The sequence below is a fragment of the Arthrobacter sp. BL-252-APC-1A genome, assembly GCF_009696625.1.
Taxonomy (GTDB): Bacteria; Actinomycetota; Actinomycetes; order Actinomycetales; family Micrococcaceae; genus Arthrobacter_B.
Genome location: NZ_VULS01000006.1, coordinates 151,097 through 174,453, shown reverse-complemented (window position 1 = coordinate 174,453; position 23,357 = coordinate 151,097). Strand labels below are relative to the sequence as shown.

General features: G+C 64.6%; 21 protein-coding genes. 8 read left to right on the top strand and 13 right to left on the bottom strand.

All coding sequences use genetic code 11. From position 1 onward, the window contains the following. Positions 1-6: 6 nt before the first annotated feature. The 3 genes from FYJ28_RS11195 (at position 7) to FYJ28_RS11185 (ending at position 4,928) form a co-directional block, all read left to right on the top strand. A complete protein-coding gene (locus FYJ28_RS11195; RefSeq protein ID WP_154579325.1) occupies positions 7-3,153 on the top strand; it encodes an efflux RND transporter permease subunit in 3,147 nt (1,048 codons plus the stop codon). Between the two features lie 175 nt (positions 3,154-3,328). Beyond that, positions 3,329-4,441 carry an LLM class flavin-dependent oxidoreductase gene (locus FYJ28_RS11190; RefSeq protein ID WP_154579324.1) on the top strand — a complete coding sequence of 371 codons (1,113 nt, stop codon included), beginning with the start codon at positions 3,329-3,331 and terminating at the stop codon, positions 4,439-4,441. A 4-nt stretch (positions 4,442-4,445) separates the two neighbouring features. Continuing rightward, the gene (locus FYJ28_RS11185) at positions 4,446-4,928 is read left to right on the top strand and encodes a MarR family winged helix-turn-helix transcriptional regulator (protein WP_055239671.1); all 483 of its coding nucleotides are present in this window, start codon (positions 4,446-4,448) and stop codon (positions 4,926-4,928) included. Positions 4,929-4,988: 60 nt separating this feature from the next. On the opposite strand, the gene FYJ28_RS11180 is transcribed toward FYJ28_RS11185, so the two are convergent. The 7 genes from FYJ28_RS11180 to FYJ28_RS11150 form a co-directional block, all read right to left on the bottom strand. Continuing rightward, the gene (locus tag FYJ28_RS11180; RefSeq protein ID WP_154579323.1) at positions 4,989-6,470 is read right to left on the bottom strand and encodes an MFS transporter; all 1,482 of its coding nucleotides are present in this window, start codon (positions 6,468-6,470) and stop codon (positions 4,989-4,991) included. Further along, a complete protein-coding gene (locus FYJ28_RS11175) occupies positions 6,470-7,834 on the bottom strand; it encodes a M20/M25/M40 family metallo-hydrolase (RefSeq protein WP_055239669.1) in 1,365 nt (454 codons plus the stop codon). Before FYJ28_RS11175 ends, FYJ28_RS11180 begins: the two co-directional genes overlap by 1 nt. A 49-nt stretch (positions 7,835-7,883) precedes the next feature. Then, entirely contained in the window at positions 7,884-9,035 is a 1,152-nt protein-coding gene (locus FYJ28_RS11170) for a cysteine desulfurase family protein (protein ID WP_154579322.1), read from the bottom strand. Next, positions 9,032-9,907, bottom strand: coding sequence for a carboxylating nicotinate-nucleotide diphosphorylase (nadC, locus tag FYJ28_RS11165; RefSeq protein ID WP_154579361.1), 876 nt, complete (start codon positions 9,905-9,907; stop codon positions 9,032-9,034). The genes FYJ28_RS11170 and nadC overlap by 4 nt, the downstream gene beginning before the upstream one ends. A gap of 142 nt (positions 9,908-10,049) precedes the next feature. Next, on the bottom strand, positions 10,050-11,357 hold the full coding sequence (nadA, locus tag FYJ28_RS11160) for a quinolinate synthase NadA (protein WP_154579321.1): 1,308 nt from the start codon (positions 11,355-11,357) through the stop codon (positions 10,050-10,052). Position 11,358: 1 nt separating this feature from the next. Further along, positions 11,359-12,093 carry an NUDIX hydrolase gene (locus FYJ28_RS11155; protein ID WP_055239667.1) on the bottom strand — a complete coding sequence of 245 codons (735 nt, stop codon included), beginning with the start codon at positions 12,091-12,093 and terminating at the stop codon, positions 11,359-11,361. A 107-nt stretch (positions 12,094-12,200) separates the two neighbouring features. Next, positions 12,201-12,698 (bottom strand): Lrp/AsnC family transcriptional regulator, encoded by a 498-nt coding sequence (locus FYJ28_RS11150; RefSeq protein WP_055239666.1) that lies wholly within the window; start codon positions 12,696-12,698, stop codon positions 12,201-12,203. A 903-nt stretch (positions 12,699-13,601) separates the two neighbouring features. Here FYJ28_RS11150 and FYJ28_RS11145 point away from each other — a divergent pair. The 5 genes from FYJ28_RS11145 to FYJ28_RS11125 all read left to right on the top strand — a co-directional run bounded on the left by FYJ28_RS11145 (position 13,602) and on the right by FYJ28_RS11125 (position 17,952). Beyond that, entirely contained in the window at positions 13,602-14,657 is a 1,056-nt protein-coding gene (locus FYJ28_RS11145; RefSeq protein WP_154579320.1) for a thiamine pyrophosphate-dependent enzyme, read from the top strand. Next, complete coding sequence (locus tag FYJ28_RS11140) at positions 14,650-15,690, top strand: alpha-ketoacid dehydrogenase subunit beta (protein ID WP_154579319.1); 1,041 nt, start codon at positions 14,650-14,652, stop codon at positions 15,688-15,690. The genes FYJ28_RS11145 and FYJ28_RS11140 overlap by 8 nt, the downstream gene beginning before the upstream one ends. Then, entirely contained in the window at positions 15,683-16,012 is a 330-nt protein-coding gene (locus tag FYJ28_RS11135) for a biotin/lipoyl-containing protein (protein ID WP_055239664.1), read from the top strand. The genes FYJ28_RS11140 and FYJ28_RS11135 overlap by 8 nt, the downstream gene beginning before the upstream one ends. Position 16,013: 1 nt before the next feature. Beyond that, positions 16,014-16,805 (top strand): alpha/beta fold hydrolase, encoded by a 792-nt coding sequence (locus FYJ28_RS11130; RefSeq protein ID WP_229780411.1) that lies wholly within the window; start codon positions 16,014-16,016, stop codon positions 16,803-16,805. 199 nt (positions 16,806-17,004) lie between these two features. Next, positions 17,005-17,952, top strand: coding sequence for a serine/threonine-protein kinase (locus FYJ28_RS11125; protein WP_055239662.1), 948 nt, complete (start codon positions 17,005-17,007; stop codon positions 17,950-17,952). A 3-nt stretch (positions 17,953-17,955) separates the two neighbouring features. On the opposite strand, the gene FYJ28_RS17130 is transcribed toward FYJ28_RS11125, so the two are convergent. The 6 genes from FYJ28_RS17130 to FYJ28_RS11100 form a co-directional block, all read right to left on the bottom strand. Then, positions 17,956-18,111 (bottom strand): hypothetical protein, encoded by a 156-nt coding sequence (locus tag FYJ28_RS17130; protein ID WP_195840656.1) that lies wholly within the window; start codon positions 18,109-18,111, stop codon positions 17,956-17,958. Positions 18,112-18,260: 149 nt separating this feature from the next. Further along, on the bottom strand, positions 18,261-19,175 hold the full coding sequence (locus tag FYJ28_RS11120) for an ABC transporter ATP-binding protein (protein ID WP_154579317.1): 915 nt from the start codon (positions 19,173-19,175) through the stop codon (positions 18,261-18,263). After that, positions 19,165-19,938 carry an ABC transporter permease gene (locus tag FYJ28_RS11115; protein WP_154579316.1) on the bottom strand — a complete coding sequence of 258 codons (774 nt, stop codon included), beginning with the start codon at positions 19,936-19,938 and terminating at the stop codon, positions 19,165-19,167. The genes FYJ28_RS11120 and FYJ28_RS11115 overlap by 11 nt, the downstream gene beginning before the upstream one ends. After that, positions 19,935-20,723 carry an ABC transporter permease gene (locus FYJ28_RS11110; RefSeq protein WP_055239660.1) on the bottom strand — a complete coding sequence of 263 codons (789 nt, stop codon included), beginning with the start codon at positions 20,721-20,723 and terminating at the stop codon, positions 19,935-19,937. Before FYJ28_RS11110 ends, FYJ28_RS11115 begins: the two co-directional genes overlap by 4 nt. Before the next feature lie 41 nt (positions 20,724-20,764). Then, positions 20,765-21,751 carry an ABC transporter substrate-binding protein gene (locus FYJ28_RS11105; protein ID WP_055239659.1) on the bottom strand — a complete coding sequence of 329 codons (987 nt, stop codon included), beginning with the start codon at positions 21,749-21,751 and terminating at the stop codon, positions 20,765-20,767. 222 nt (positions 21,752-21,973) lie between these two features. Continuing rightward, positions 21,974-23,299, bottom strand: coding sequence for an MFS transporter (locus tag FYJ28_RS11100; RefSeq protein WP_154579315.1), 1,326 nt, complete (start codon positions 23,297-23,299; stop codon positions 21,974-21,976). Between the last annotated feature and the right edge of the window lie 58 nt (positions 23,300-23,357).

The window sequence follows — 23,357 nt, the reverse complement described above, 5'->3', positions numbered from 1 at the left end:
AGGTTCATGGATCGTCTGGCCAAGCTCTCCCTCTCCAACCGGGCACTCATCGCCCTTATCACCGTCTTTGTAGCGGTGTTCGGCGTGATCTCGCTGAACTCCCTCAAGCAGGAACTCATCCCGGCACTTGAATTCCCGCAGATCAGCGTCATTACGGCCCTTCCCGGGGCTTCGCCGGAGGTGGTGGACGCACAGATCAGCGAACCCCTGGAAGCTGCCCTTACCGCCGTCGAAGGCCTCGAATCATCCTCGGCGACGTCACGGTCCTCCATCTCCGCCATCACCCTGACCTTTGCCTACGGCACTGACCTGGACCGTGCCCGCGGCCAGGTGGACCGCGCCATTTCAAACGCCCGCCAGGCCCTGCCCGAAGATGCGAACCCGCAGTCGCTGGCCGGCAGCATCAGCGACTTCCCCATCGTTTACCTTGCGGTGTCCAGCGACCAGTCCCTGAGCGAACTGAACTCGGAGCTGCAGCGGCTCACGGTTCCGCGGCTGCAGAAGATCGAAGGAGTCCGCACCGCTGAAGTAACCGGCGGCTCCCAGCGGCACATCGCCATCTCACCGGACCAGGCCGCACTGGCAGCCCTGGGTGCATCGCCGTCGGCCATTGCCGATGCGCTGGAGAACAGCGGTGCGCTTATTCCGGCTGGAACGGTGCAGGAGGAAAGCCGCTCGCTCTCCATCCAGGTTGGCAGCCCGCTTGATTCCCTGGAGAAGGTTTCCGCCCTGCCGATTGAGGCGGAAGGAACGACGCCGGGAGAAGCGCCTCCGACCATCGGCGACGTCGCCACGGTGGAGATCACGGACGACGAACAGACCTCGATTACCCGGACCAACGGCGAAGCCACGCTGGCCATTTCGATTACGAAAACGCCTGCCGGAGACACTGTGGGCATCTCCCACGAGGTCCTGGACCTCATTCCGTCGCTCCAGGACGAGCTGGGCAACGGCGCCAAGTTCACCGTGATCTTCGATCAGGCTCCGTTCATCGAAAAGTCCATCTCGGACCTCACCACGGAGGGACTGCTGGGCCTGGGCTTCGCCGTCCTGGTGATCCTGGTGTTCCTGCTCTCGGTCCGGTCCACCCTGGTCACGGCAGTCTCCATCCCGCTCTCCCTGCTGGTCACCTTCATTGGCCTGCTCGCGTTTGGCTACTCACTGAATATCCTCACGCTCGGCGCCCTGACCATCGCGATTGGCCGGGTGGTGGATGACTCGATTGTGGTGATCGAGAACATCAAGCGGCATTTGGGTTATGGCGAGGAAAAACGTACCGCGATCCTCACGGCCATCCGCGAAGTGGCCGGCGCCGTCACGGCTTCCACCCTCACCACTGTTGCGGTATTCGCGCCAATCGCCCTGGTAGGCGGACTGGCCGGTGAGCTGTTCCGTCCGTTCGCCGTGACTACGTCGCTGGCCCTGCTGGCTTCGCTGCTGGTGTCACTGACCATCGTCCCGGTGCTCGCCTACTGGTTCCTCAAGTCGTCCAAGCCCGTTGCTGATCCGGAGGCGTACCGCGCCGAGGCAGAGGAACGCGAACAGAAAACCTTCCTCCAGCGCGGCTACCTTCCGATCCTGCGCGGCACACAGCGTCATCCGGTATACACGCTGCTGGCCGGGGTACTGATCCTGGGCGGTACGGCTGCCCTGACGCCTCTGCTGCAGACCAACCTGCTGGGTGACACCGGACAGAACACCTTCAGCGTCCGCCAGGAGCTGCCGGCGGGCAGCTCGCTGGAGACCACCTCCGCCGCCGCCGAAAGCGTGGAGGACGTGCTCTCCGGAACAGAGGGCATCAAGGACGTACAGGTCACGATGGGAACATCCACCTCCGGGATCGCCGCCTTTACCGCCGGAGGTGCTTCCGTTGCGAATTTCACGGTCATTACGGATGAGGGTGTGGACCAGGTAGCCCTGCGCGACACCGTCCGCCGCGAACTCGAAGACCTGGGTGAAGAGGCCGGGACTGTCTCACTCGGGACCCAGGGTGGCGGCTTCGGCACCTCAAACACCGTGGACATCGAGATCTCCGCCGGAGATCCGGCCGACCTTCAGCCGGCCTCAGAGGCCCTGGTTGAAGCGATGTCGGACCTGCCCGGCGTAGCCGAAGCGACTTCCAACCTGGCAAGCTCCGAGCCGGTTGTGCAGGTCAGCATCGACCGCGCCAAGGCAGTGGCGGCGGGGCTGGACGAGCAGCAGGTGGCCGGGATCCTGGCATCGACCCTGAGCCCCCTCCCCGCCGGTACGGTACGGCTGGGCACTGACGATCTGCCCGTACTCATCGGGGAGGGCACGGAGGTAACCACTACCGAGCAGCTTGCCGGCATCGTGATTCCCACCGCCGCAGGACCGGTCCCCCTCAGTGACCTCGCGGTGGTTGAGGAAGTCGAGGTCCCCACCACGGTCTCCTCCTCCGGCGGGGAACGTACCGCCGTCGTCTCCGTAACCCCGTCCGGGGAAGACCTGGGCGGTCCTATTGCCGCAGTCCAGGCGGAGCTGGAGAACGTGGACCTGCCTGCCTCGGTAACCGCCACGCTCAGTGGCGCTGCAACCCAGCAAAACGAGTCCTTCACGCAGCTTGGCCTGGCCCTGCTGGCGGCAATCGCGATCGTTTACGTCATCATGGTTGCCACCTTCAAGTCCCTGGTGCAGCCGCTGATCCTGCTGGTCTCCGTGCCCTTCGCGGCGACCGGTGCCGTCATCCTGCTGCTTGTCGCGAATGTTCCCCTGGGGCTGCCGTCGCTGGTGGGCCTGCTCATGCTGGTGGGCATTGTGGTGACGAACGCGATCGTGCTGATGGACCTCATTAACCAGTACCGCAGGCCACGGGGCGGAGAACCCGGAATGAACGTCCGGGAAGCAATCCTCCGCGGTGCCCGGCAGCGGCTGCGGCCAATCCTTATGACGGCCATGGCCACGATTCTGGCCCTGACCCCCATGGCTCTGGGCGTGACCGGGGAAGGCGGATTCATTTCCCGGCCGCTGGCGATTGTGGTCATCGGAGGCCTGATCTCCTCTACGCTCCTGACCCTGGTCCTGGTGCCGGTGCTGTACCAGCTCGTCGAAGGACCGCGGGAACGCCGCGCCCTCGCAAAGGAACAGGCCGCCAAGGAGGAAGCAGCCCGGCTGCGGGCAGAAGCAGCCGGCTGATCTCCTGCACTCCAACAGCAGTGCCGGGTCCCGCAACTGACCCGGCACTGCGGCGTTAAGCACAGGGAATGAATTTCCCGCGGACCCTGTTGTAGACTTCCATTAGATGCAAATGCATATATCTTTCGAAGCGTCGAGACCGCTTCCCAAGAGTGCAGGACAACAGGAGGCCACCATGCAGATCGGCGTATTCAGCGTCAGCGACATCACCCGGGACCCGGTGACCGGGCGGATGCCCACCGAAGGCGAACGCATCAAGGCCGCGGTGGCAATCGCACGCAAGGTCGAAGAGATCGGAATGGATGTCTATGCCACGGGTGAGCACCACAACCCGCCGTTCTATGCATCCTCCCCCACTACCCTGCTGGGCTACATTGCGGCCCAGACCGAACGCATTATTCTTTCCACGGCAACCACGCTGATCACCACCAATGACCCGGTGAAGATCGCGGAGGACTTCGCCATGCTCCAGCATCTCTCCGACGGGCGCACCGACCTGGTGCTGGGCCGCGGCAACACAGCACCGGTGTACCCGTGGTTCGGGAAGAATGCCCAGGACTCAGTGGACCTCACCGTGGAGAACTACAACCTGCTTCGCCAGCTCTGGGACAACGAGACCGTGAACTGGCAGGGCAAGTTCCGTACTCCGCTGAACAATTTCACCGCCACCCCACGCCCGCTCGACGGCGTTGCCCCGTTTGTGTGGCACGGCTCGATCCGCACTCCCCAGGTGGCGGAAATTGCCGCCTACTTCGGTGACGGTTTCTTTGCCAACAACATCTTCTGGCCCAAGGAGCACTACATGCAGCTGATCGGGCTGTACCGGGAACGCTACGAGCACTACGGCCACGGCTCCGCGGACCAGGCGATCGTTGGCCTGGGCGGACAGTTCTTCATGCGGAAAAACTCCCAGGACGCCGTCAACGAATTCCGGCCCTACTTCGACAACGCCCCGGTCTACGGCCACGGACCGTCGATGGAAGACTTCACGGCCCAGACGCCGCTGACGGTAGGCAGCCCGCAGGAAGTCCTGGAGAAAACCCTCACGTTCCAGGAGTACTTCGGGGACTACCAGCGGCAGCTCTTCCTCATCGACCACGCGGGCCTGCCGCTCAAGACGGTCCTGGAACAGCTGGACCTCTTCGGCGAGCACGTCCTGCCGGAGCTGCGCCGGGAACTCGACTCGCGGCGTCCGGCACACGTACCTGACGGCCCCACGCATGCTGCACGTGCGGCGGCTCGCGCAGCAGCTTTGTCCACCACCGACGCACCATCTTCAGTAGGCTAAAGCAATGAGTTCCGAGACCAGCCAGGTATCCAACGTAAAACAGACCGCTGAGGCCTGGGAGTCACTCTTCCGCGCCCAGGTCGGTGTTATGCGCAGGCTTCAGCGGGATCCGGAGTTCAAGGAACTGACCATGCGGGAGTACGACGTGCTGTTCAACCTCAGCCGCTGCCCCACCGGCTGGACCAGGCTCAACGAGCTCAACGAGCACCTGCTCATCAGCCAGCCCAGTCTCAGCAGGATGGTGGAACGGCTGGAGAACAAGGGCCTGGTCCAGCGCCGGCCGGCGCGGAACGACCAGCGCGGCGTGGAGCTTGCGCTCACCGACGAGGGCCGGGCCATGCAGAAACGGCTGGGCCGGATCCATGTGCGCGGCATCCATGACCTGCTGGCACCGGCTTTGACGGCGGAGGAGCTGGACCAGGTCAAGGAACTCATGGACAAGCTCCTCGCCAGCCTCGCTTCTGAAGGCAAGCCCGGCACGGAATGACCACAACGCCGCAGCGCCGCGGGGTCCCCAACGGGGAGCTGCACGGCACCGCGGCGGTGGTCAGCGGGGTGCGTTATCTCCAGGCACCCCGATAGGGCTGTTCCCACTGCCCGGCACCAGCGGCGGATCCGCGAACGCCAGCTTCGGCACAAACAGGAGAGCTGCCGCCGCCACGAACGCGGTCACGGAGCAGACCGTCCACACCGTGAGGTACCCCGTGAGCGGCGCGGCAGTTGCCGCACCGGCAACCTCTCCCAGCGTCTCCCCGGCAGCACTGAGCAGCGCGATCCCGAAAACCGCCGATGCGAAGGACCCTCCGATTGTCTTAGTGGTGTTGGTCAGGCCGGTCGCCATTCCTGTCCGGTTCAGCGGAGCGGCTGCAGCAGCAGCCGAAGGCAGTGCCGCCACCAGGGCGCCTGACCCAAGGCCGGCGATCACCATGTTTGTCAGGGTTTGCCCCAGCGAATCATGGAACGGCAGGAACAGCCCGTAGCCGGTCCCCACCACCGCTGCGGCACCGCAGAGAGTGATCCTCGGCGTCGTAAGCCTGGCCGCCAGGGGGAACAGGAGCGCACCGGTCAGCACCGAAAGCACGTAGGCACCGATGATGAGAGACACGGAACCCGCTTCCAGCCCCAGCCCGTAGCCGTGCAGCTCGCGGTCGGTCCGGGCGAAAGTGGACATCGGTGCCTGTGCTCCCAGTACGGAGATGCCGAACAGTCCCGCAGTGAGCTGCACCGGCCACATGGTTGGGGCGCAGAGCATACGGATGTCCACCAGCGGTTCGGAGATCCGCAGCTGGTACCGCACAAAGGGAACGAACGCCGCCAGCCCGGCCGCAAGAACAGCCCAGACCCACCAGGTCCCGGCTCCGTTGATGCGCATGAAGGTGAGCCCGGAAGTCAGCAGCAGCAGTCCAATGGCCAGCAGCGTAAACCCGCGGACATCAAGCGCGCCGCCTGCCCGCAGCCCGGTTTCCGGCACGCCAAACCAGACAGCGAACACACAGAGCGTCGCGGCCGCGGCCGGCACCATCAGGGTCAGCCGCAGGTCGCCGCCAAACACATCCACCAGTGCACCGGCCGCGAGCGCTCCGGCGATCACGCCGAACTGCTGGCCTCCCACCAGCACACCGGCGGCCTTGCGGGTCAGCGCTGCGCGGTTTGGCGCGGACGCAGCCCGGGCAAATATCAGCGCGACCTCCAGCGGAAGCCACACCACGTAGAAGCCCTGCAGGGACCAGGCAACCAGGAAGGTCCAGAAGTCCGGAGCGAATGCCACCCCCCAGGACGCAGCAGCAGTCAGCACCGTGGATACCAGCAGGATCCGTTTGCGTCCGAACATATCCCCCAGCCGGGACAGCACCGGAACGGCCAGTGCGCTGAACATCAGCTGGGCTGCCTCGAACCAGTTCACGTCGCCGTCGGCGATTCCGAGGTTCCGTGCGATGTCGGTGAGGATCGGCGTGTAATACCCCTGCAGGATTCCGCTGGTGATCTCCACGAGCACCAGGAACAGCACCACCGGACCGAGCGCGCGCATCAGGGCGCCAGGTTCTGCAGGAGGCGGCGGTAGAAGGTGATTCCTTCGCCCAGTGCCTGGATGGAGAGCTTCTCATTGTCCGCATGGATGGAGGCGCGGGCGGCCCTGTCCATCCGGAACGGGGCAAAGCGGTACACCGCACCGCTGATCCCGGTGAAACGGCGGGAATCAGTCCCGCCAAGCATGATGTAGGGAGCCGGAATGGCGTCAGGGAACACTTCACGGATGGTCCGCTCCAGCGCAGCGAACTGTGCGTTCGACGTCGGTGAGACGGGGGAAGGTTCTGTGCCTTCCACTACGCGCAGGGTGATTTTGCGGTCCCGGACCGTTCGGCGCAGCCGCTCCAGCGCCGTTTCGATGCTCTCGCCCGGCGCGATCCGCACGTTGGCGTTGGCACTTGCCCGGGTTGCCAGGACGTTGGAGGCTTTGGATCCCTGCAGCTGGGTGACCGCGACCGTTGTGCGGGTCAGCGCATTCGGTTCTCCTCCAAGGGCACCAAAGATCCGGGTCAGCGGACCCCGCAGGGTTCCGGCGCGGGAAAACACGAGCCGCGCCGGAAACCCTGCGCCGGCGGCAAGCCGGTTCAGCATTTCGATGGTTACCGGATGCAGTGCGGCCGGGAACGGGCGCCGGTCCAGGCGCACGACGGCGCGTGCCACCCGTGCGGTGGCGCCCATGCGGCTGGGAGTCGAGGCGTGTCCGCCCGGATCCTCTGCCGAAAGTTCGACGTCGAGGATCCCTTTCTCCGAGACCCCAACGACCGCCACCGGGGATTTCACGAAGGGGAAGGCCTGCGCGGCCACGGCACCGCCTTCATCCAGGACCAGCCAGGGGCGTATCCCGCGTGTTTCCAGCAGGGCCGCTGCCTTCGCTGCGGTCTCCCCCGCTGTTTCCTCGTTGTCGCCGAAGGAGAGGTAGACACTGCGTTCGGGAACAAAGCCCTCTGCCAGCAGCGTTTCCACGGCCTCCATGACAGCTGCCAGGGATCCCTTGTCATCCAGGGTTCCCCGGCCATGGACATAACCGCCGGCCACAACGCCGGCGAAGGGCGGGTAGTCCCATGTTGCCTCGTCCTCGACGGGCACAACGTCGTAGTGCGCCATCAGCACCACCGGTTCAAGCCCGGGGTTCCGGCCTGCCCAGTGAAACAGGAGGCCTCCGCCAACTTCTTCCACGGTGAGGCTGTTGTGGACTCCCGGGTACAGTGCGGCGAGTTCAGCGCGGAAACGGGCGAACTCGGCGTCATCCACTTCCTCCGGGCTGCGTGAGGAAACCGTGCGGCAGGTAATTAGCCGGGCAAGCCTGGGGGCTGCAGCCTCGCCCAAGTCCCGGGGCAGCGCTTCTGCCGGTGTGCTCGTGTACATGGCAGAAGTGTAGGGCGGCCGTGTTACGGATGAGTTTTGCGACGCGATGCTACGACGGCGCCTGCTGCAGGTCCCGGACGCGTTTCACGGCACCGCTGAGTGCCCGGGCGGCCAGTGCCACCTCGTTCTCCCGCACAGTAGGGGCAAAGGTCAGGCGGACGGCGGTCTGTGCCGTTTCCCGGTCCAGGCCCATTGCCGTGAGCACGGGGGAAGGTTCGTCCGACCCGGAGGCGCACGCCGACCCCGAGGAGCAGAGCATCCCGGCCCGCTCGGCTTCCAGGAGCACGGCTTCGCCGCTCGTACCCGGGAAGCAGAATGAGGCGTGTCCCGGCAGCCGTTCGGTGCGGTGGCCGGTCAGCAGTGCGCCCGGTACCTGTTCCAGCACCGTGTCGATCAGGTAGTCCCGCAGTTTCCGGGCCCGCTCAGCGGCGGCCGGGCGCTCCTGCTCGGCCAGGGACAGTGCGGTGGCCAGCGCAACTGCTCCTGCCACGTTCTCGGTGCCAGCGCGCCGGCCGCGTTCCTGCCCGCCGCCGTGGATCAGCGGTTCCAGCGGCAGCACTCCGCGGACGTAGAGCAGTCCGCAGCCCTTGGGAGCACCGAGTTTGTGCCCGGAGATGCTCAGCGCGTCGATGCCGGTGCCGGCCACGGACACGGGCAGCCAGCCTGCAGCCTGCACGGCGTCGGTGTGGAACGGTATTCCCCGGGCGCGGCAGGCTTCGGCAATCTCGCTGACCGGCTGCAGGGTTCCTACCTCGTTGTTCGCCGTCATGATGGTGCACAGAGTCGTGTCACGCGTCAGCGCAGCTTCAACTCCAGCGGGATCAACCCGTCCGGTCCCGTCCACCGGAACCAGGGTGATCCGGAACCCGTGCAGGCGCTGAAGGTAGGCCAGGGATTCGAGGACGGCCGGATGCTCGACGGCGCTGGAGACAATGTGCCGTCCCTGCGGGGCGGCGAGCGCCAGGCCCTTGATGGCAAGGTTGTCCGACTCGGTTCCGCCTGAGGTGAAGACGATATCTCCGGGACGGCAGCCCAGGACACCCGCTGCAGTGCGGCGGGCGTAGTCCAGGGCGCGGGCAGCGGTCTCACCGGCTGAATGGACGCTGGACGGGTTGCCGAAGTCGCTGGTGTACAGCGGGGCCAGGGCTGCCAGTACTTCCGGACGAACCGGTGTTGTGGCTGCGGCGTCGAAGTAGATCATCGCGGCTGCGCCTGAGGCACCGCCGCGCGGATGTCCAGTCCCAGGTCCAGGGCACGGACGCTGTGGGTCAGGGCACCTGCGGAGATGATGTCCACGCCCGTGTCCGCAATCGCTGCAACGGTGTCGAGCCGGACATTCCCGCTGGCCTCCACAAGTGCCCGCCCGTTGACAACCGCCACCCCGCGCCGGAGGTCTTCGATGCTGAAGTTGTCCAGAAGCACCGTATCTGCTCCTCCTGCCAGCACCGGTTCGATCTGGTCCAGCGAGTCCACCTCCACCTCGAAGTGCACTGTGTGGGGCAGCCTGTCCTTTGCCTGGCGAAGCGCCGTTGCCAGGTCCATCCCTGCTGCGGCGATAACGGCCAGGTGGTTGTCCTTTGCCATGACGGCGTCGGAGAGCGAGTAGCGGTGGTTGAACCCGCCCCCGCAGCGCACCGCATAGCGTTCAAGCGCCCGCAGTCCCGGTGTTGTTTTACGCGTGTCCGCAATACGGGCCCGGGTTCCAGCTGCCTGCGCTACGAAGCGGGCGGTCTGGGTAGCGATGCCTGAGAGCCGCTGCACCAGATTCAGTGCCACCCTTTCCCCGGTGAGGACGCTCCGGGCCGGGCCGGAGACCTCGGCGAGGATTCCGCCCGCGTCGAACCGTTCGCCGTCGCGCACAAGGCACATGACGGAAGTGCCCGGGCCGGCGAGCCGGAAGGCTGCCTCAAGAATCTGTTCACCGCAGAAAATGCCTCCTTCCCGAGCCGTGAGGAAGGCAGTAACCTCCGCGGCTTCAGGAACCAGCGCATGTGAGGTGAGGTCGCCCCAGGGTGAGTCTTCTGCGAGCGCCGCCGTGACTACTGTTTCCACTTCGGTGACGGGAAGCGGCATAGGCTGCGCTGCGCCGTCCGGGGGCAGCACCCCGGTGCCGAAGCCGCGCTCCGAATCGCTCATTGGCTCTGTGTTGGTCATCTGTGTCCATTCACTAGTCTGGAAAGCTTTCCGGCTATGCCGCTGCCGGCCACGGCTATTGTCACGGCCGGACCGCCAGCATCCGTTCCAGTGCGGTGAGGGCGGCCGCAGCGGTGTGTCCGGGAACTATGATCCGGTTGCGGGTCTGCCCGTCGAGCAGGCCCTCAAGAACCCACGCAAGGTAGCCGGGGTGGATGCGGTACATCGTGGAACAGGGGCAGACGACGGGATCAAGACAGAAAATGGTGTGCTCCGGGTACTGCGCGGCAAGCCGGTTCACCATGTTGATCTCCGTGCCAACCGCGAACGTACTTCCGGGCTCCGCTGCGGCGACGGCTTTCTGGATGTAGTCGGTGGACCCGGATTCATCCGCGGCATCGACCACCGGCATGGGACATTCGGGATGCACGATCACCCGGACGCCGGGATGTTCTGCGCGTGCCCTGGCAATCTGGTCCACGGTAAAGCGCTTGTGCACCGAACAGAACCCGTTCCACAGGAGCACCCTGGCTTCCTGCAGGGACTGGGCGGTGTTGCCGCCCAGGGGCAGGCGGGGATTCCACATGGGCATCTTCTCAAGCGGAATACCCATGGCCCTGGCCGTGTTCCGCCCCAGATGCTGGTCCGGAAAGAACAGCACCCGGCAGCCGCGTTCGAAGGCCCATTCCAGGACAGCCGCCGCGTTGGAGGAGGTGCAGACGATCCCGCCGTTCTCTCCGCAGAAGGCCTTCAATGCAGCGGAGGAGTTCATGTAGGTCACGGGTATGACCTGCTGCCGTCCGTCTGCGTCCGGGGTTTCGCCGTAGAGCGCTGTCAGCTGCTCCCAGCATTCAGCGACAGAATCGGCATCGGCCATGTCCGCCATTGAACATCCGGCCGCCAGGTTCGGGAGCAGCACTGCCTGTTCAGGGCCGGAAAGAAGATCAGCAGTTTCGGCCATGAAGTGCACGCCGCAGAAGATGATCGCTTCCGCCTCCGGCCGGCTCCTGGCTGCCCTTGCCAGCTGGAACGAGTCCCCCACGAAGTCTGCGTGCCGGACCACCTCGTCGCGCTGATAGAAGTGCCCCAGGATCACGGCCCTCTCCCCCAGCGCATCCTTCGCCCTGGCAATCCGTTCTTCCAGCTCCGTGTCCGTCGCCTGCCGGTATTCCTGCGGGAGCTCATCCTGCCGGGGTGTTCCGGCAGGGACCGGATCTGACAGGGAAGCCCCGGGGCCGTAGCCGGGTGCGGCGTCGAAGTCCCAGGGCGCGGCGGCCAGTCCCGGTGTGCAGGTCGACGCTGCGGACACCACCTGTGCTTCCCCGGGTCCGGAAAGCAGGGCGATCCTGGTGGCAACGCTGCCGCCGGAGGGCTGGATCGTTTCGGTCATCTCAGTGCTCCGTTGCTTGAGGGCGTGCCTGGCTCGCGGGGAATGAATCCGTCCGGGGATCCGGGCCCGCATACCGGTACAGCCGCGGCGGGCGGTGGCGGCCGCCCTGAAGGTATCCGTCGGTGGGTTCAATGTGCACGGAGGCCTGGAGTTGGCGGCGGAAGTTGGCAGGGTCCAGGCCACGCCCCAGAACAGCCTCGTAGACCTCCCGGACCTGCGCCAGGGTGAAAGTGGGACCCAGGAACGCATAGGCCACGGTGCCGTATTCAAGCTTGTTCCGGAGCCGCCAGAGCGCATAGTCAACAATCTGGTTGTGGTCAAAGGCCAGCGTTCCAACTTTGTCCGCCCGGAACCAGGCAACGTTTTCGTCCTGCCGGGCCAGGGCGGCCTCGTCCGGCTGCACCAGGGCCCAGTACACGATCGAGACAACCCTGGGGGACGGAGAGCGGTCCGGGCCGCCGAAGGCGTACAGCTGTTCCAGATAGCTTGGCTGCAGCCCGGTGGTCTCCTGCAGGTTGCGCGCTGCGGCATCCTGGAGTGATTCGCTGGGCTGCAGCGGCCCTCCCGGCAGTGCCCACAGATCGAGGTAAGGCTGCCGGATCCGACGGACGAGCGGCAGCCAGAGCGTCAGGCTGCCCGTGTCAGGATCCGGGCGGAGCGCGAAAATCACCGTTGAGATGGCCAGCGACGGCGGTTCCTGCTCCCGCTCCGAGACGTTGGCATATCTGGGGCTCATCAGTCGTGGCCTTCCCGGGACGCGGGCCTGTGCCCGCAGGAGCTAAGTAAGAGTCATGCCGACTCTAACTCATCACCCTGGGTTCCAGGCGCTTTGAACCGGGAACGTTACGCGCTTTGCCCGGACTCCTTGGCCTCGGCACCGGCTGCCGCGTGCAGAAGCGGGAGCATGCGTCCCTCGAAGTGGGTGTTGAGCACAATGACCGAGGAAGACCTGAGCACGGCGCCAGTGGCAACCATGGAGTCGATTACCCGCTGCAGGTCTGAGTTTGACCGAGCGGCGACACGGGCAATGAGGTCGCTTTCCCCCGACACGGTATGAACTTCCTGCACTTCGGGGATCTCTGCCAGCGCGGCTACCACAGCATCATGGCCCATGTCCTGGCGGATCGTCAGGGAGCAATACGCGGTGACAACATAGCCCAGCGCGGCCGGATCCAACCGGGGTCCCCAACCTGCAATGACGCCGCTTCGCTGCATGCGGTCCAGCCTGGCCTGCACGGTTGCCCGTGCAACCTTCAGCTTCCGCGAAGCCTCCAGGACCGACATCCGAGGGTCATCGGTAAAAAGGGACACGATCCGGGCGTCAAGCTGATCTGTTGCCATGGCAACCTTTCCGTACAGGAAGTTCCGGAGAAGAACCGGACAACCGTCCGGATCAGGGACGTGGCACTGCCCCTGTGGGAACTTTAGCGGCACGGCAGCCCTGCTGCAGCGCGCCACGCACGGAATGAATTACAGGCCGGCACCGTGCAAGAAGCGAAAAACGGACCTGCGGGCACAGAATTGAAAATACTATTTGCCGCCGGAAATTCCGTTCCCGCGGATATAAAACGCAGCCGCGGTGAATTGCGGAATTCCCCATGCAATAAGTGATGCGGGTGAAAAATCAAGGCAGGAAAGTAACGTCCGCTGCCCGTCCGCCTGAAGCGTTTGCGCAGGTGCGGGCCGGTGCGCAGCCTCATGGCCACGCACCGGCCGCACCTGCTCAACTACGTAGGGCTGCTACTGGCCCTTGCGCTTACGGGGGGCCGGCTCAGCACCGGCCGACTTGGCCCGCTTCTCGGCGCGTTTCTCCTTGATGGACTTGCCTGGCTTTTTTGCGTTTCCCGACAATGTGCACTCCTCAGCGACTGGTAAGCGGCGGGCCGGGAATTTCCTCAGGCCGCCTAACTTTATGCCTACACTCAGAAACCCGGTTTATTCGTAAAGACCGGATACCCAGACCATACCCGGAAATAAAATAAATGCCAGTCCTGCGCTGCGAACGCTTCATGTGCTTACCCGAAAAGAGCCGCCCCGGCACTCCCGTCCGGGAGGGCGCCTTCGTTTTTACTGATCCGGCTCCAGCCGCGGGAGCCCCACGTTCCGGCGCCCCGACCGAACAGCAGCTCGCTGGACTTTGCACTTTGTATAGGTACTTAAGTGATGCGATTGACGATCTGCGCACTGTGCCTACCGTTTGTGATGCGTATTGCAGAGTCTGGTGACTCACGTTACGTTTCCATCATGGACCTAGATACAACGAGCATCCCCGAGCTCACCGCCGAGGAACTGCGGCAGCTGTACAAACTGCTTATCTCCACCAGGGAACTTGACCTCGCTGCCGTCGCCTGGCAGCGGCAGGGCATCCTGCCCGGCTACGCACCGGAACTTGGCCAGGAAGCTGCGCAGGTGGGCAGCGCGTTCGCCCTGGATACCTCGCGCGACTTTGCGTTTCCGACCTACCGCGAGATGGGCGTCGCCCTAACCCTTGGCGTGGACATGGTGGAGTACATGTCCACACACAAGGCCAGCTGGCACGGAGGCCTTTACAATCCGGTCACTACCCGGCTGGCACCGATCCAGGCCGTCGTGGGCGGCTCGGTGCTGCACGCCGTCGGCTGGGCCCATGGCCAGCGCCTTGCCGCTGCAGACGTTGTCCGGTCAGAGGATGAAACCGGCGGCCTGCCGGCGGCCATCACCTACTTCGGCGACGGTGCAAGCTCGCAGGGCGACGTCCATGAAGCCATGAACTTCGCCGGCGTACTCAAAGCTCCGGTGGTGTTCTTCGTCCAAAACAACGGCTGGGCCATCTCGCTGCCCACCGAGGAACAGGTGGCAGGCGGCACCGTGGCAGCCCGGGCCGCCGGGTATGGAATGGCCTCGGTGACCGTCGACGGCAACGACGCCCCCGCCGTCGTCCGGGCAACACGGGCGGCCCTGAAGCACGCACGCTCCGGGAACGGGCCGGTGCTCATTGAAGCCATGACCTACCGCCGCGGACCGCATTCAACCAGCGACGATCCCGGGCGGTACCGCACCCTCGACGAGGAACGGCGCGACGGCGGCGAGGATCCCGTTGCACGCCTGGCACACCTGCTCCTGGAGAGCGGTGCCGCAGACCAGGCATTCCTGGACAACGCCGCAGCAGAGGCAAAGGCACACACCGAAACAGTCCGCGAAGGTGTACAGGCGCTGAAACCCCGCCCCGGCCAGGAGATGTTCGACTACGTCTTCGCCGAACCCACCGACGCACTCAAGGCCCAGGCCCGCGCCTGGCGGGAGGAATCCGAGCATGTCTAGCCAATTGACCGAAGGAGCCCGGCCCATGGAGGCTGATGCCCCCGCCGGCACCGTAGAGACCATGTCCATGCAGGCTGCGCTGAACCGTGCACTCGCCGAGATCCTGGCCGAGGATCCCAAGGCCGTAGTGCTGGGTGAAGACGTGGGACGGCTTGGCGGGGTTTTCCGCATCACTGACGGACTGCAGAAGCAGTTCGGAGCTGATCGGGTTTTCGATACTCCACTGGCCGAGTCAGGCATCCTCGGTATGTCCGTGGGACTGGCGATGGCCGGCTTCCACCCCATCCCCGAGGTGCAGTTCGACGGTTTTGCCTACCCCGCGGTGAACCAGATCATCACCCAGCTGGCACGCATGAACTACCGCAGCCGCGGCACCATGCCCATGCCGGTCACGCTCCGCGTTCCCAGCTTCGGCGGCATCCGTGCACCCGAACACCACGGCGAGTCCCTCGAGGCGCTCTTCGCGCACGTTCCGGGACTGAAGGTCGTGTCGCCGTCGAGCCCGCACCAGGCCTACCACCTGCTTCGCCACTCTGCCGCCCAACCGGACCCGGTCATCTTCATGGAACCGAAGTCCCGCTACTGGCAGAAGGACACCGTGGACACGGGCACTCCCGGAAACCTGCAGGGTTCACAGGTGGTCCGCGAGGGCAGGCACCTGACCCTGGTCGCCTGGGGCGCAATGGTTGCGCGCTGCCTGCAGGTCGCCGAGCTTGCCGCCGAGGACGGAATCGAAATCGAGGTGCTGGACCTGCGCTGGCTGAAGCCGATCGACGCCGAAGGCCTGGCTGCCTCGGTTTCCAAGACCCGGCGCGCCGTCGTCGTCCATGAAGCCCCGCTCACCGCTGGGCTGGGAGCGGAAGTTGCCGCACTCATCACGCAGCACTGTTTCGACACACTGAAGGCCCCGGTGGAGCGAGTGACCGGATTCGACGTACCGTATCCCTCGGGTGACCTGGAAGACGAATACATCCCGAACATTGACCGCATCCTTTTTGGGATCCAGCGAGTATTGGAGTACCGGCGTGGCTGAAATTTCTTTCCCCCTGCCCGACCTTGGTGAAGGCCTGATCGAGGCCACCGTCCTGGAATGGCTGGTTGCCCCCGGCGACCAGGTTGAGCGCAACCAGCCGCTGGTTGAGGTGGAGACCAGCAAGTCTGCTGTTGAGCTGCCGTCCCCGCAGGCCGGCGTCGTTGCCCGCGTCTACGGCGAAGCCGGAGAGAAGATCAACGTGGGCGAACCCCTCGTAGTCTTCGAAGTTCCCGACGACACCGCCGGCATTGTCGGCACCGTACCGCAGGAGGCGCCGGCACGCCGCCGGGTCCGCCTGTCCGCGGTCCTTGATGAGGACTGAGATGGGCGCCGGAACCCTGGACAGCACCTCCCCGCTCCTGCACAGCCAGATTCACGAGCCCGACGGCGGCAGCGTGCTGCGCCCGGTGCTGGCCCTGCACGGCTTCGCCTCCTCCGCGGAGATGAACTGGGCCTCCACCGGATGGATAGGCGCCCTGACCGGCGCAGGCCGCCGGGTCATCACCGTGGACCTTCCCGGCCACGGACTCAGCGGCAGCCCCGAAGAGAGGGAACACTACCGGCCCAGCCGGATTCGTAAGGCACTTCTTGAGCTGCTGGATGAGTCCGGCGTTACCCCGCTGGTTGACGCGGATCCGGCGTCTGGTGTGGACGTGATCGGTTATTCCCTGGGCTCAAGGCTCGCCTGGGAGTTCGGCGCAGCTGCCCCGCAGCTGGTGCACCGCATGGTCCTTGGAGGTCCCGGCGCAGGCGATCCGCTGGCTGACTTCGATCTGGAGGGTGCACGGAAGTTCCTGTCAGAAGGCACTCCGGTCCCGGACCCGGTCAGCGCCGACCTTTTGAAGATGGCGCAGATAGTCCCCAGCAATAACCTCGAGGCGCTGTTCACGCTGATTGAGGCCATCAAGGAAGAGCCCTTCCGTCCAGCGGAGTCCGTTCCCTCCATGCCGCTGCTGCTGGTTGCCGGAGACCAGGATGAACTGGCTGTGAGCGCTCCGCAGCTGGCAGAGCTGAACGGAAAGGCTGACCTGCTGCTCCTGCCCGGGCGCAGGCATGCGAATGCCGTGACCTCGCGGGCGTTTAAGACCGCAGCCCTCGAGTTTCTCGGCGGGTAGGAATCCTCCCCGGCAGCGGCAGCCGCAGGTCAAGAGTTGGTTACGGCGGGAGAGATCTGCGCGGGAAGGGTGTCCGGACAGGATAGGATCGAGTAATCAGTACACTGACATGAGATTAGTAAGTGTGCTTTCGATATTCATCGAGCAGCATCCGTCCATTGACCCATCCCCGCAGTTCAACCCCTAAGTGAGGACGCCCGTGGACTTATTCCTGGGGCAGCGTTACCGCACCACCGACCTGATCGGCTCCGGTGGCGCTGCGTCCGTGTACCGGGCGATGGATGAGAACCTTGGCCGCGAAGTCGCCGTCAAGGTCTTCCGTCCCAGCGCCCAGGAGGACGACGACTACCGCCGCCAGCACACCGAGACGCTGCTGCTGGCAACCCTGAATCACCCGGGCCTGGTCACCCTTCTTGACGCCGGCCTGCACCATGAGGAAGACGAACAGGTCCTGAATTACCTGGTCATGGAACTTGTGGACGGCCCCGACCTGCGCCGGACCCTGAAATCCGGGCCGCTGCCGGCTGTATCCGTAGCTTCCCTGGGGGCAGACCTGGCCGACGCGCTGGGCTACGTCCATTCCAACGGCGTCATCCACCGGGATGTGAAGCCGGCGAACATCCTGCTCTACCCGCAGGCGGAGCACGACTCCCGGCTCTACCCCAAGCTCACCGATTTCGGCATTGCCCGCATGGTGGAGGCAACCGTCGCCACTGCCCACGGTGCGACGATCGGCACGGCAAACTACCTCAGCCCCGAACAAGCCCAGGGCGGTACAGTCTCACCCTCCACGGACATTTACTCGCTTGGACTGGTACTTCTTGAATCCCTCACCGGAGAGAAAGCATTCCCCGGTCCGATTGTCGAAGCAGCCGTTGCCCGGCTGCTGCGCGACCCCGAAATCCCCGAGTCGCTTGGCAGCGACTGGGTAGAGCTGCTGCGCGCCATGACCAACCGTCTGCCCGAGGCACGTCCTGCAGCCCACGAGGCGGCGGGCGCACTGCGCCTCCTGGCCGTGGAGCCCGAAGTAGCGGTGCCCCCGGCCAGCGGCGACGACGCAGACGCGGAGGAGGTGTGCACCGGCGGAGTCACTACCGGGAACATCTACATTCCGCTCCCGCCGTCGCACGCCCCCAGCCTGGGTTAACCCTCAGACCCCGTCTGCGTCCTCTTCAGGTTCGAAGCTGGATGCTTCCTCGGTGCTGGATGCCGCGACGCCGTCGCCGGTCTCGGGGATGGTGCCTTCCGGCCCTGCTCCGCCGTTCTCATCCTTTTCGTCGGGTGTGCCCTTGCCTGCTTCAGCCATGGTTCGTCCTTCGGTCGGGTGGCCCGGATACCGGTGTCCGGGCGCTCTACCGATACTAAGCCACCTGCGGGATACAACACAGGGCCGGTGGATTCTCCGAATCGGAGAGTCCACCGGCCCTGTTCAGCAGATGCTGCTTTCATCCAATGCTAGGAAGCGTCAGCCCCTCCGCCGCCGCCGTCTGCCAGTACTCCGTGGGTTGCCGCGACACCATGAGGCACCGACGTCCGGGGGGCGGCAGGTTCAGCAGATACTGCTCCCTTGTTCTGCTTGGCAATCTGAATCTGCTCGTACACGTGGTTCCGCAGCTCCACGAAGCGCGGCAGTGAACGGGTGGTCAGCTGGTCCCGTTTCTCCGGCAGGTCAATGACGATGTCTTCCTGGACCACGGTCGGTGAGCTCGAGAGCACCACCACCCGCTCCCCCAGATAGACGGATTCATCGATGTCATGGGTAACGAACAGGATCGTCACGCCGAGCTTCTCCCAGACGCTGCGGACCAGGTCCTCCAGGTCGGCACGGGTCTGGGCGTCGACGGCGGCAAACGGCTCGTCCATGAGCAGCACCTTCGGCTGGTAGGCAACGGCCCGGGCAATTGCCACGCGCTGCTGCATACCGCCGGAGAGCTGCCACGGATAGCTGGTGGGCACGTGTGCCAGGCCCACGGCCTCCAGCGCATCATCCACGAGCTGGTTCCGCTCGCCCTTGGCTATGCCTGCGTTCTTGAGCGGCAGCTCCACGTTGCCGCGGACTGTCATCCAGGGGAAAAGGCTGCGCCCGTATTCCTGGAAGACAACTGCCATGTCCTTCGGCGGCTCGGTGACCTTCTTGCCAGCGAGGACGACTTCACCGGAAGTCGGGGCCATCAGCCCGGCAATGATCTTCAGGAGTGTGGTCTTGCCGCTGCCTGACGGGCCTACCAGGCAGACCAGTTCGCCGGGACGCAGGTCGAAGGTCAGGTTGCGGACAGCTTCGATCTCCCCGGCATCGACCTTGTAGATCTTCTGGACGCCGCGGACCGACAGCAGCGGCTGGACCTGGCCTTCCGTGGGATTACTCTGCATGTTCTACCTCTCTCAAGCCGTGGTACCAGCCAAGGATGCGGCGCTCGGACCACTGGAACAAAAATGACATGGCCACACCGATCAGGCCAAGGACCACAATGCCGCTCCACATTTCGGGAATGGCAAAGGAACGCTGGAACTGAACGATGGTGAAACCCAGGCCTTCGGAGGAAGCGAACATCTCCGAAATGACCATCAGGATCAGGCCAATGGACAGGCACTGACGGATGCCGGCCATGATCTGGGGGCTGGCACTCGGAAGAACCAGGTAACGCAGCCGGGCGAATCCGCCGATGCGGAAGGTCCGGGCTGAATCGCTGAGCACCCCGTCAACGGCGCGGACGCCCTCGATGGTGTTCAGCAGTACCGGCCAGATGCAGCCCGAGACGATCACGGCTACCTTCATCTGGTCGTTGACACCGATCAGGAGCATCAAAACGGGGATCAGCACCGGCGGCGGAATGGCGCGGAAGAACTCCAGCACGGGTTCCAGCAGGCTCCGCAGCCACCGGGTGGTGCCGATGAGAATGCCCATGACCGTACCGAGGACGATCGCCAGCAGGATGCCGGTGACCAGACGGATGAGGCTCGGCAGGACATCCTGCACCAGCCGCTCCCCCGTCCACACGGTCAGGAGCTTATCGACGAGCATTCCCGGCTTCGGCACGAAGAAATTGGTGCTGCCAAGCGTACTGAACCACCAGATGAAGATCAGCAGTACCGGAAGACCTACCAGGTAGCCGGCTTTTTTGAGCGTGTTCATACTACGACCTCCCCGCGGACCGAGCTGTGCCAGGACAGGGTCCGGCGTTCAATCACACGCATTCCCATATTGATGAGGATGCCCAGCACACCGGTGGTGAGCACCAGGGCATACATCTGGGCGATTGCGCCGCCGGACTGTGCGTTGGCAATTTCCTTGCCCAGCCCCGGAGAACCAATAATCAGGCTCGCCGTGATGGCCAGGATGAGTGCAACGGCTGCGGCAAGCCGGACGCCGGTCATGAGGTACGGAAGGGTGGTCGGCCATACGACATACCTGATGCGTGCCAGCCGGCCCAGGCCAAAGCTCTTGGCGGTGTTATTGGCTACGGGATCGACGTCGGCCACCCCGTAGAGCACCTGGATCAGGACCTGCCAGAAGGACGCATAGATCACAAGCAGCAGCGTCGACTCAAGCCGAAGCCCGAACAGCAGCACCGCAAGCGGGATGAGTGCCACGGACGGAATCGGACGCAGGAACTCAATGGTGGAGTTGGTCGCCTTGCGCAGGAAGTTGCTGGAACCGATAAGCAGGCCCAGGACCACTGCAGCGACCGTGGCAATCAACAGGCCAAGGAACCAGCCCGTCATGGTGTCCAGGACAGCAGCCCAGAAGGCTCCAAGACCCAGGTTGCTTACGAAGACACCCAGCACCTCGCTGGCCGGCGGAAGGAAGCGCGGGTTGACTATCCCGAGCCGCGGGATGAGTTCCCAGGTGAGCAGGAACCCGAGGATTCCTGCCACACCCAGCAACGGTCCCGTGGGAAGACGTTTAGCGGATTTCATATGCTCTCGTTCTTTTCAGACCGGGCGGAATGGTACTGACGCTAGTCCTGCGCCGGCAGCATTGCGTCCAGATCAGGAGCCTTGGACAGCGTGCCGTAACTAGCTGCAGCTTCGCCGAGCACGGTCAGGCCCTCGCGGTCGAAGCCGGGGCGGAAGGTGGGCAGGATCATCTTGGCGCGCATCTCTTCATCGATCTTGGTGTACGTGCCGACGATTTCCCGGACTGCGTCCGGGTTCTCCTGTGAATACTCCAGCGACTTCTTCATCGCTGCGGTGAATTTCTCTACGAGTTCCGGGTTCTCCTGCGCATACTGCTGCGAGGTGAAGTAGCCGGAGATGTCCAGGTTGGGGTGGGTTTCGGCGAAGTTGTAAGCAATCACCCGGGCACCGTCATCCACGGACTGGGTCAGGAAGGGATCCAGGATCCAGGCCGCATCAACCTGGCCGCCCTCGATCGCTGCAGGAGCGTCCGGGAACGGGATTTCAACGAACTTGATGCTTTCCTGGTCGCCTCCGGCGTTTTCAACGACCTTGCGGATGGTCGTGTCGCCGATGTTGGAGAGGTTATTAACGGACACGGTCTTGCCTGCGAGGTCCGCTGCGGTCTCAATGTCGGAGTCCGCCGGCACTACCACTGCGCCGAAGTCGGACGTGGTATCGCCGGTGGTCGAGTTTCCGTTGGAAACGAATTCGAGGTTCAGGCCCTTGTCATTTGCAACCATCACAGAGACGACGTTGCCGAAGGCAAACTGGAAATCACCGCTGACAACGCCGGGTACGGCAGCCGCCCCGCCCGTAGTGGTCTGGATGTCCAGGTCAATGCCTTCGTCCTCGAAGAAACCCTGTTCCTTGCCCAGCCAGATAGGTGCGGTATCGACGATCGGGATCACACCGACAGAAAGTGCGGTCAGGTCTGACGAGCCTGCAGCGGCACTGGAGCTGTCGTCACCGGAAAGGGACCCGCCGCCACAGGCGCTAAGGGCCAGGGCCGCCGTAGCGGCAATAACAACGGGGACAGTACGTTTCACGAGTGCGCTCCTTTAGGTGGGAAACCCCGTTTGAACGGTACGGGGCCAAGAACGTCCTGCAACTGCGGATGTTCGCATGTTGAACAGAAGTTCTACAGGTAAACGCTATGAAATGCGTCACCCTCCGTCAAGGAAAAAATGTGATTGGAAACACAATCGAGATCGGCGTACGTAATGTTACCCCGCAGCCGCAGGGCGTCTCTGGAACCGGCCCGGGCTGGGCTAGACTTGCCTGCTCTTAACCCTATGCACAGCCACAGCAGACGCCAGGCCCAGGATCAGGAGCGCGCATGCCGCGCCAACGCTCACCAGGAAAGCTGCCGGGTGTCCAAACTCTTCCGCCAGCGGCCCCGCCAGGCCCGATCCGACGGCAGTGCCGGCAACAGTTCCGCTGGCAAGCAGCGTCATGAACGTACCCATCAGGTGCCGCGGGGCAAGTTCAGCACCAATGCCGAAGATACTGACCATGGTGGGCCCCACCGGGATGCCGAGAACAAAGAGCGCCAGGAGCATTCCCGGGATGCCCGAGGGCAGGAGCAGCAGCAGAGTGCCCCCGGTCATCGCTGCAGCCGAGAGAACCCAGCGCACGGACTGGCTCAGGCGCTGCGGCCAGAAGGCAACTGAAAGTGCCGCGGCAGCCGAGCTGATGCCCATGGCCGAATACAGGAGGCCTGCGGTATCCGCTGCGCCGAATGAGCCGCCGAAGGCCGCCAGGCTCGCCTGCGTGGCGCCGAAGAAGGTTCCCATGGCCACCATCCCAAGGACGGGAAGGGCCAGGAGCCCCCAGGACACACCGCCGCGTTCCGGCGTTCCGCTCTCCGCCGCTGCAGCGCGGCTGTCCCTGCGGCGGGACGGAACGACGGCAGCGGCCGAGCGGTGGAAGGCAAAGGCGCTAACCATCGTGGCGGACAGGAGAGCTGCCAGGGCCAGCGGAAGCCAGGGTGCGACGGCTGCGGCGAGCAGGCCCACCAAAGCCGGGCCCAGCACAAAGCTCAGTTCGTCGGCCATGCTCTCGTAGGACAGTGCCGTGCCCATTTCCCGTCCGCTGCGGTCCTTGGCGGTGAGTGCCATCCAGCGCACGCGGGCAAGCGGACCGACCTGCGGGCCGGTGGCACCCATGCCGAAGGCTGCCGCCAGCACGGCCAGGAGCGGCCCGCCGTCGGGCAGCTGGGATGCAGTCAGGAGAGTGGCAACAATGAGCAGGGGATTCGCGACGGCGGCACCCAGCAGCACAGGCCGCTGTCCTATGCGGTCCGCCAGATACCCCAGGGCCGGACCCCCAAGCGCCGATCCAACGCCCACCGCTCCGGCAGCAAAGCCGCCCTGCGCATAGGACCCGGTAATGCTGGTAACGAGGGTCAGGGCCCCGATGGTCAGCATTGCCAGGGGAAGCCTGGCCAGGAAGGCCACGGAGAAAAAGGCAGCGCCGGCGATTTCATAGATCCGGGCATATCGGCCCTTGGCCGGCGGTGCGTCGACAGCGGAAGCGCTGTTCGTGGAGATACCGGACTCGGTGCCGGCCTGCTGCGTGAAAGGTTCAGGACTCATGGATTACTCAGTTCAGGAAAAAGCGCGCATCGTCCCTCCTCCCGATGCGCCCAACCCA

Coding starts and splice junctions, on each gene's coding strand:
- FYJ28_RS11195 (WP_154579325.1), top strand. CDS start 7: ATGGATCGTCTGGCCAAGCTCTCCCTCTCCAACCGGGCACTCATCGCC.
- FYJ28_RS11190 (WP_154579324.1), top strand. CDS start 3,329: ATGCAGATCGGCGTATTCAGCGTCAGCGACATCACCCGGGACCCGGTG.
- FYJ28_RS11185 (WP_055239671.1), top strand. CDS start 4,446: ATGAGTTCCGAGACCAGCCAGGTATCCAACGTAAAACAGACCGCTGAG.
- FYJ28_RS11180 (WP_154579323.1), bottom strand. CDS start 6,470: ATGCGCGCGCTCGGTCCGGTGGTGCTGTTCCTGGTGCTCGTGGAGATC.
- FYJ28_RS11175 (WP_055239669.1), bottom strand. CDS start 7,834: ATGTACACGAGCACACCGGCAGAAGCGCTGCCCCGGGACTTGGGCGAG.
- FYJ28_RS11170 (WP_154579322.1), bottom strand. CDS start 9,035: ATGATCTACTTCGACGCCGCAGCCACAACACCGGTTCGTCCGGAAGTA.
- nadC (WP_154579361.1), bottom strand. CDS start 9,907: ATGCCGCTTCCCGTCACCGAAGTGGAAACAGTAGTCACGGCGGCGCTC.
- nadA (WP_154579321.1), bottom strand. CDS start 11,357: ATGACCGAAACGATCCAGCCCTCCGGCGGCAGCGTTGCCACCAGGATC.
- FYJ28_RS11155 (WP_055239667.1), bottom strand. CDS start 12,093: ATGAGCCCCAGATATGCCAACGTCTCGGAGCGGGAGCAGGAACCGCCG.
- FYJ28_RS11150 (WP_055239666.1), bottom strand. CDS start 12,698: ATGGCAACAGATCAGCTTGACGCCCGGATCGTGTCCCTTTTTACCGAT.
- FYJ28_RS11145 (WP_154579320.1), top strand. CDS start 13,602: ATGGACCTAGATACAACGAGCATCCCCGAGCTCACCGCCGAGGAACTG.
- FYJ28_RS11140 (WP_154579319.1), top strand. CDS start 14,650: ATGTCTAGCCAATTGACCGAAGGAGCCCGGCCCATGGAGGCTGATGCC.
- FYJ28_RS11130 (WP_229780411.1), top strand. CDS start 16,014: ATGGGCGCCGGAACCCTGGACAGCACCTCCCCGCTCCTGCACAGCCAG.
- FYJ28_RS17130 (WP_195840656.1), bottom strand. CDS start 18,111: ATGGCTGAAGCAGGCAAGGGCACACCCGACGAAAAGGATGAGAACGGC.
- FYJ28_RS11120 (WP_154579317.1), bottom strand. CDS start 19,175: ATGCAGAGTAATCCCACGGAAGGCCAGGTCCAGCCGCTGCTGTCGGTC.
- FYJ28_RS11115 (WP_154579316.1), bottom strand. CDS start 19,938: ATGAACACGCTCAAAAAAGCCGGCTACCTGGTAGGTCTTCCGGTACTG.
- FYJ28_RS11110 (WP_055239660.1), bottom strand. CDS start 20,723: ATGAAATCCGCTAAACGTCTTCCCACGGGACCGTTGCTGGGTGTGGCA.
- FYJ28_RS11100 (WP_154579315.1), bottom strand. CDS start 23,299: ATGAGTCCTGAACCTTTCACGCAGCAGGCCGGCACCGAGTCCGGTATC.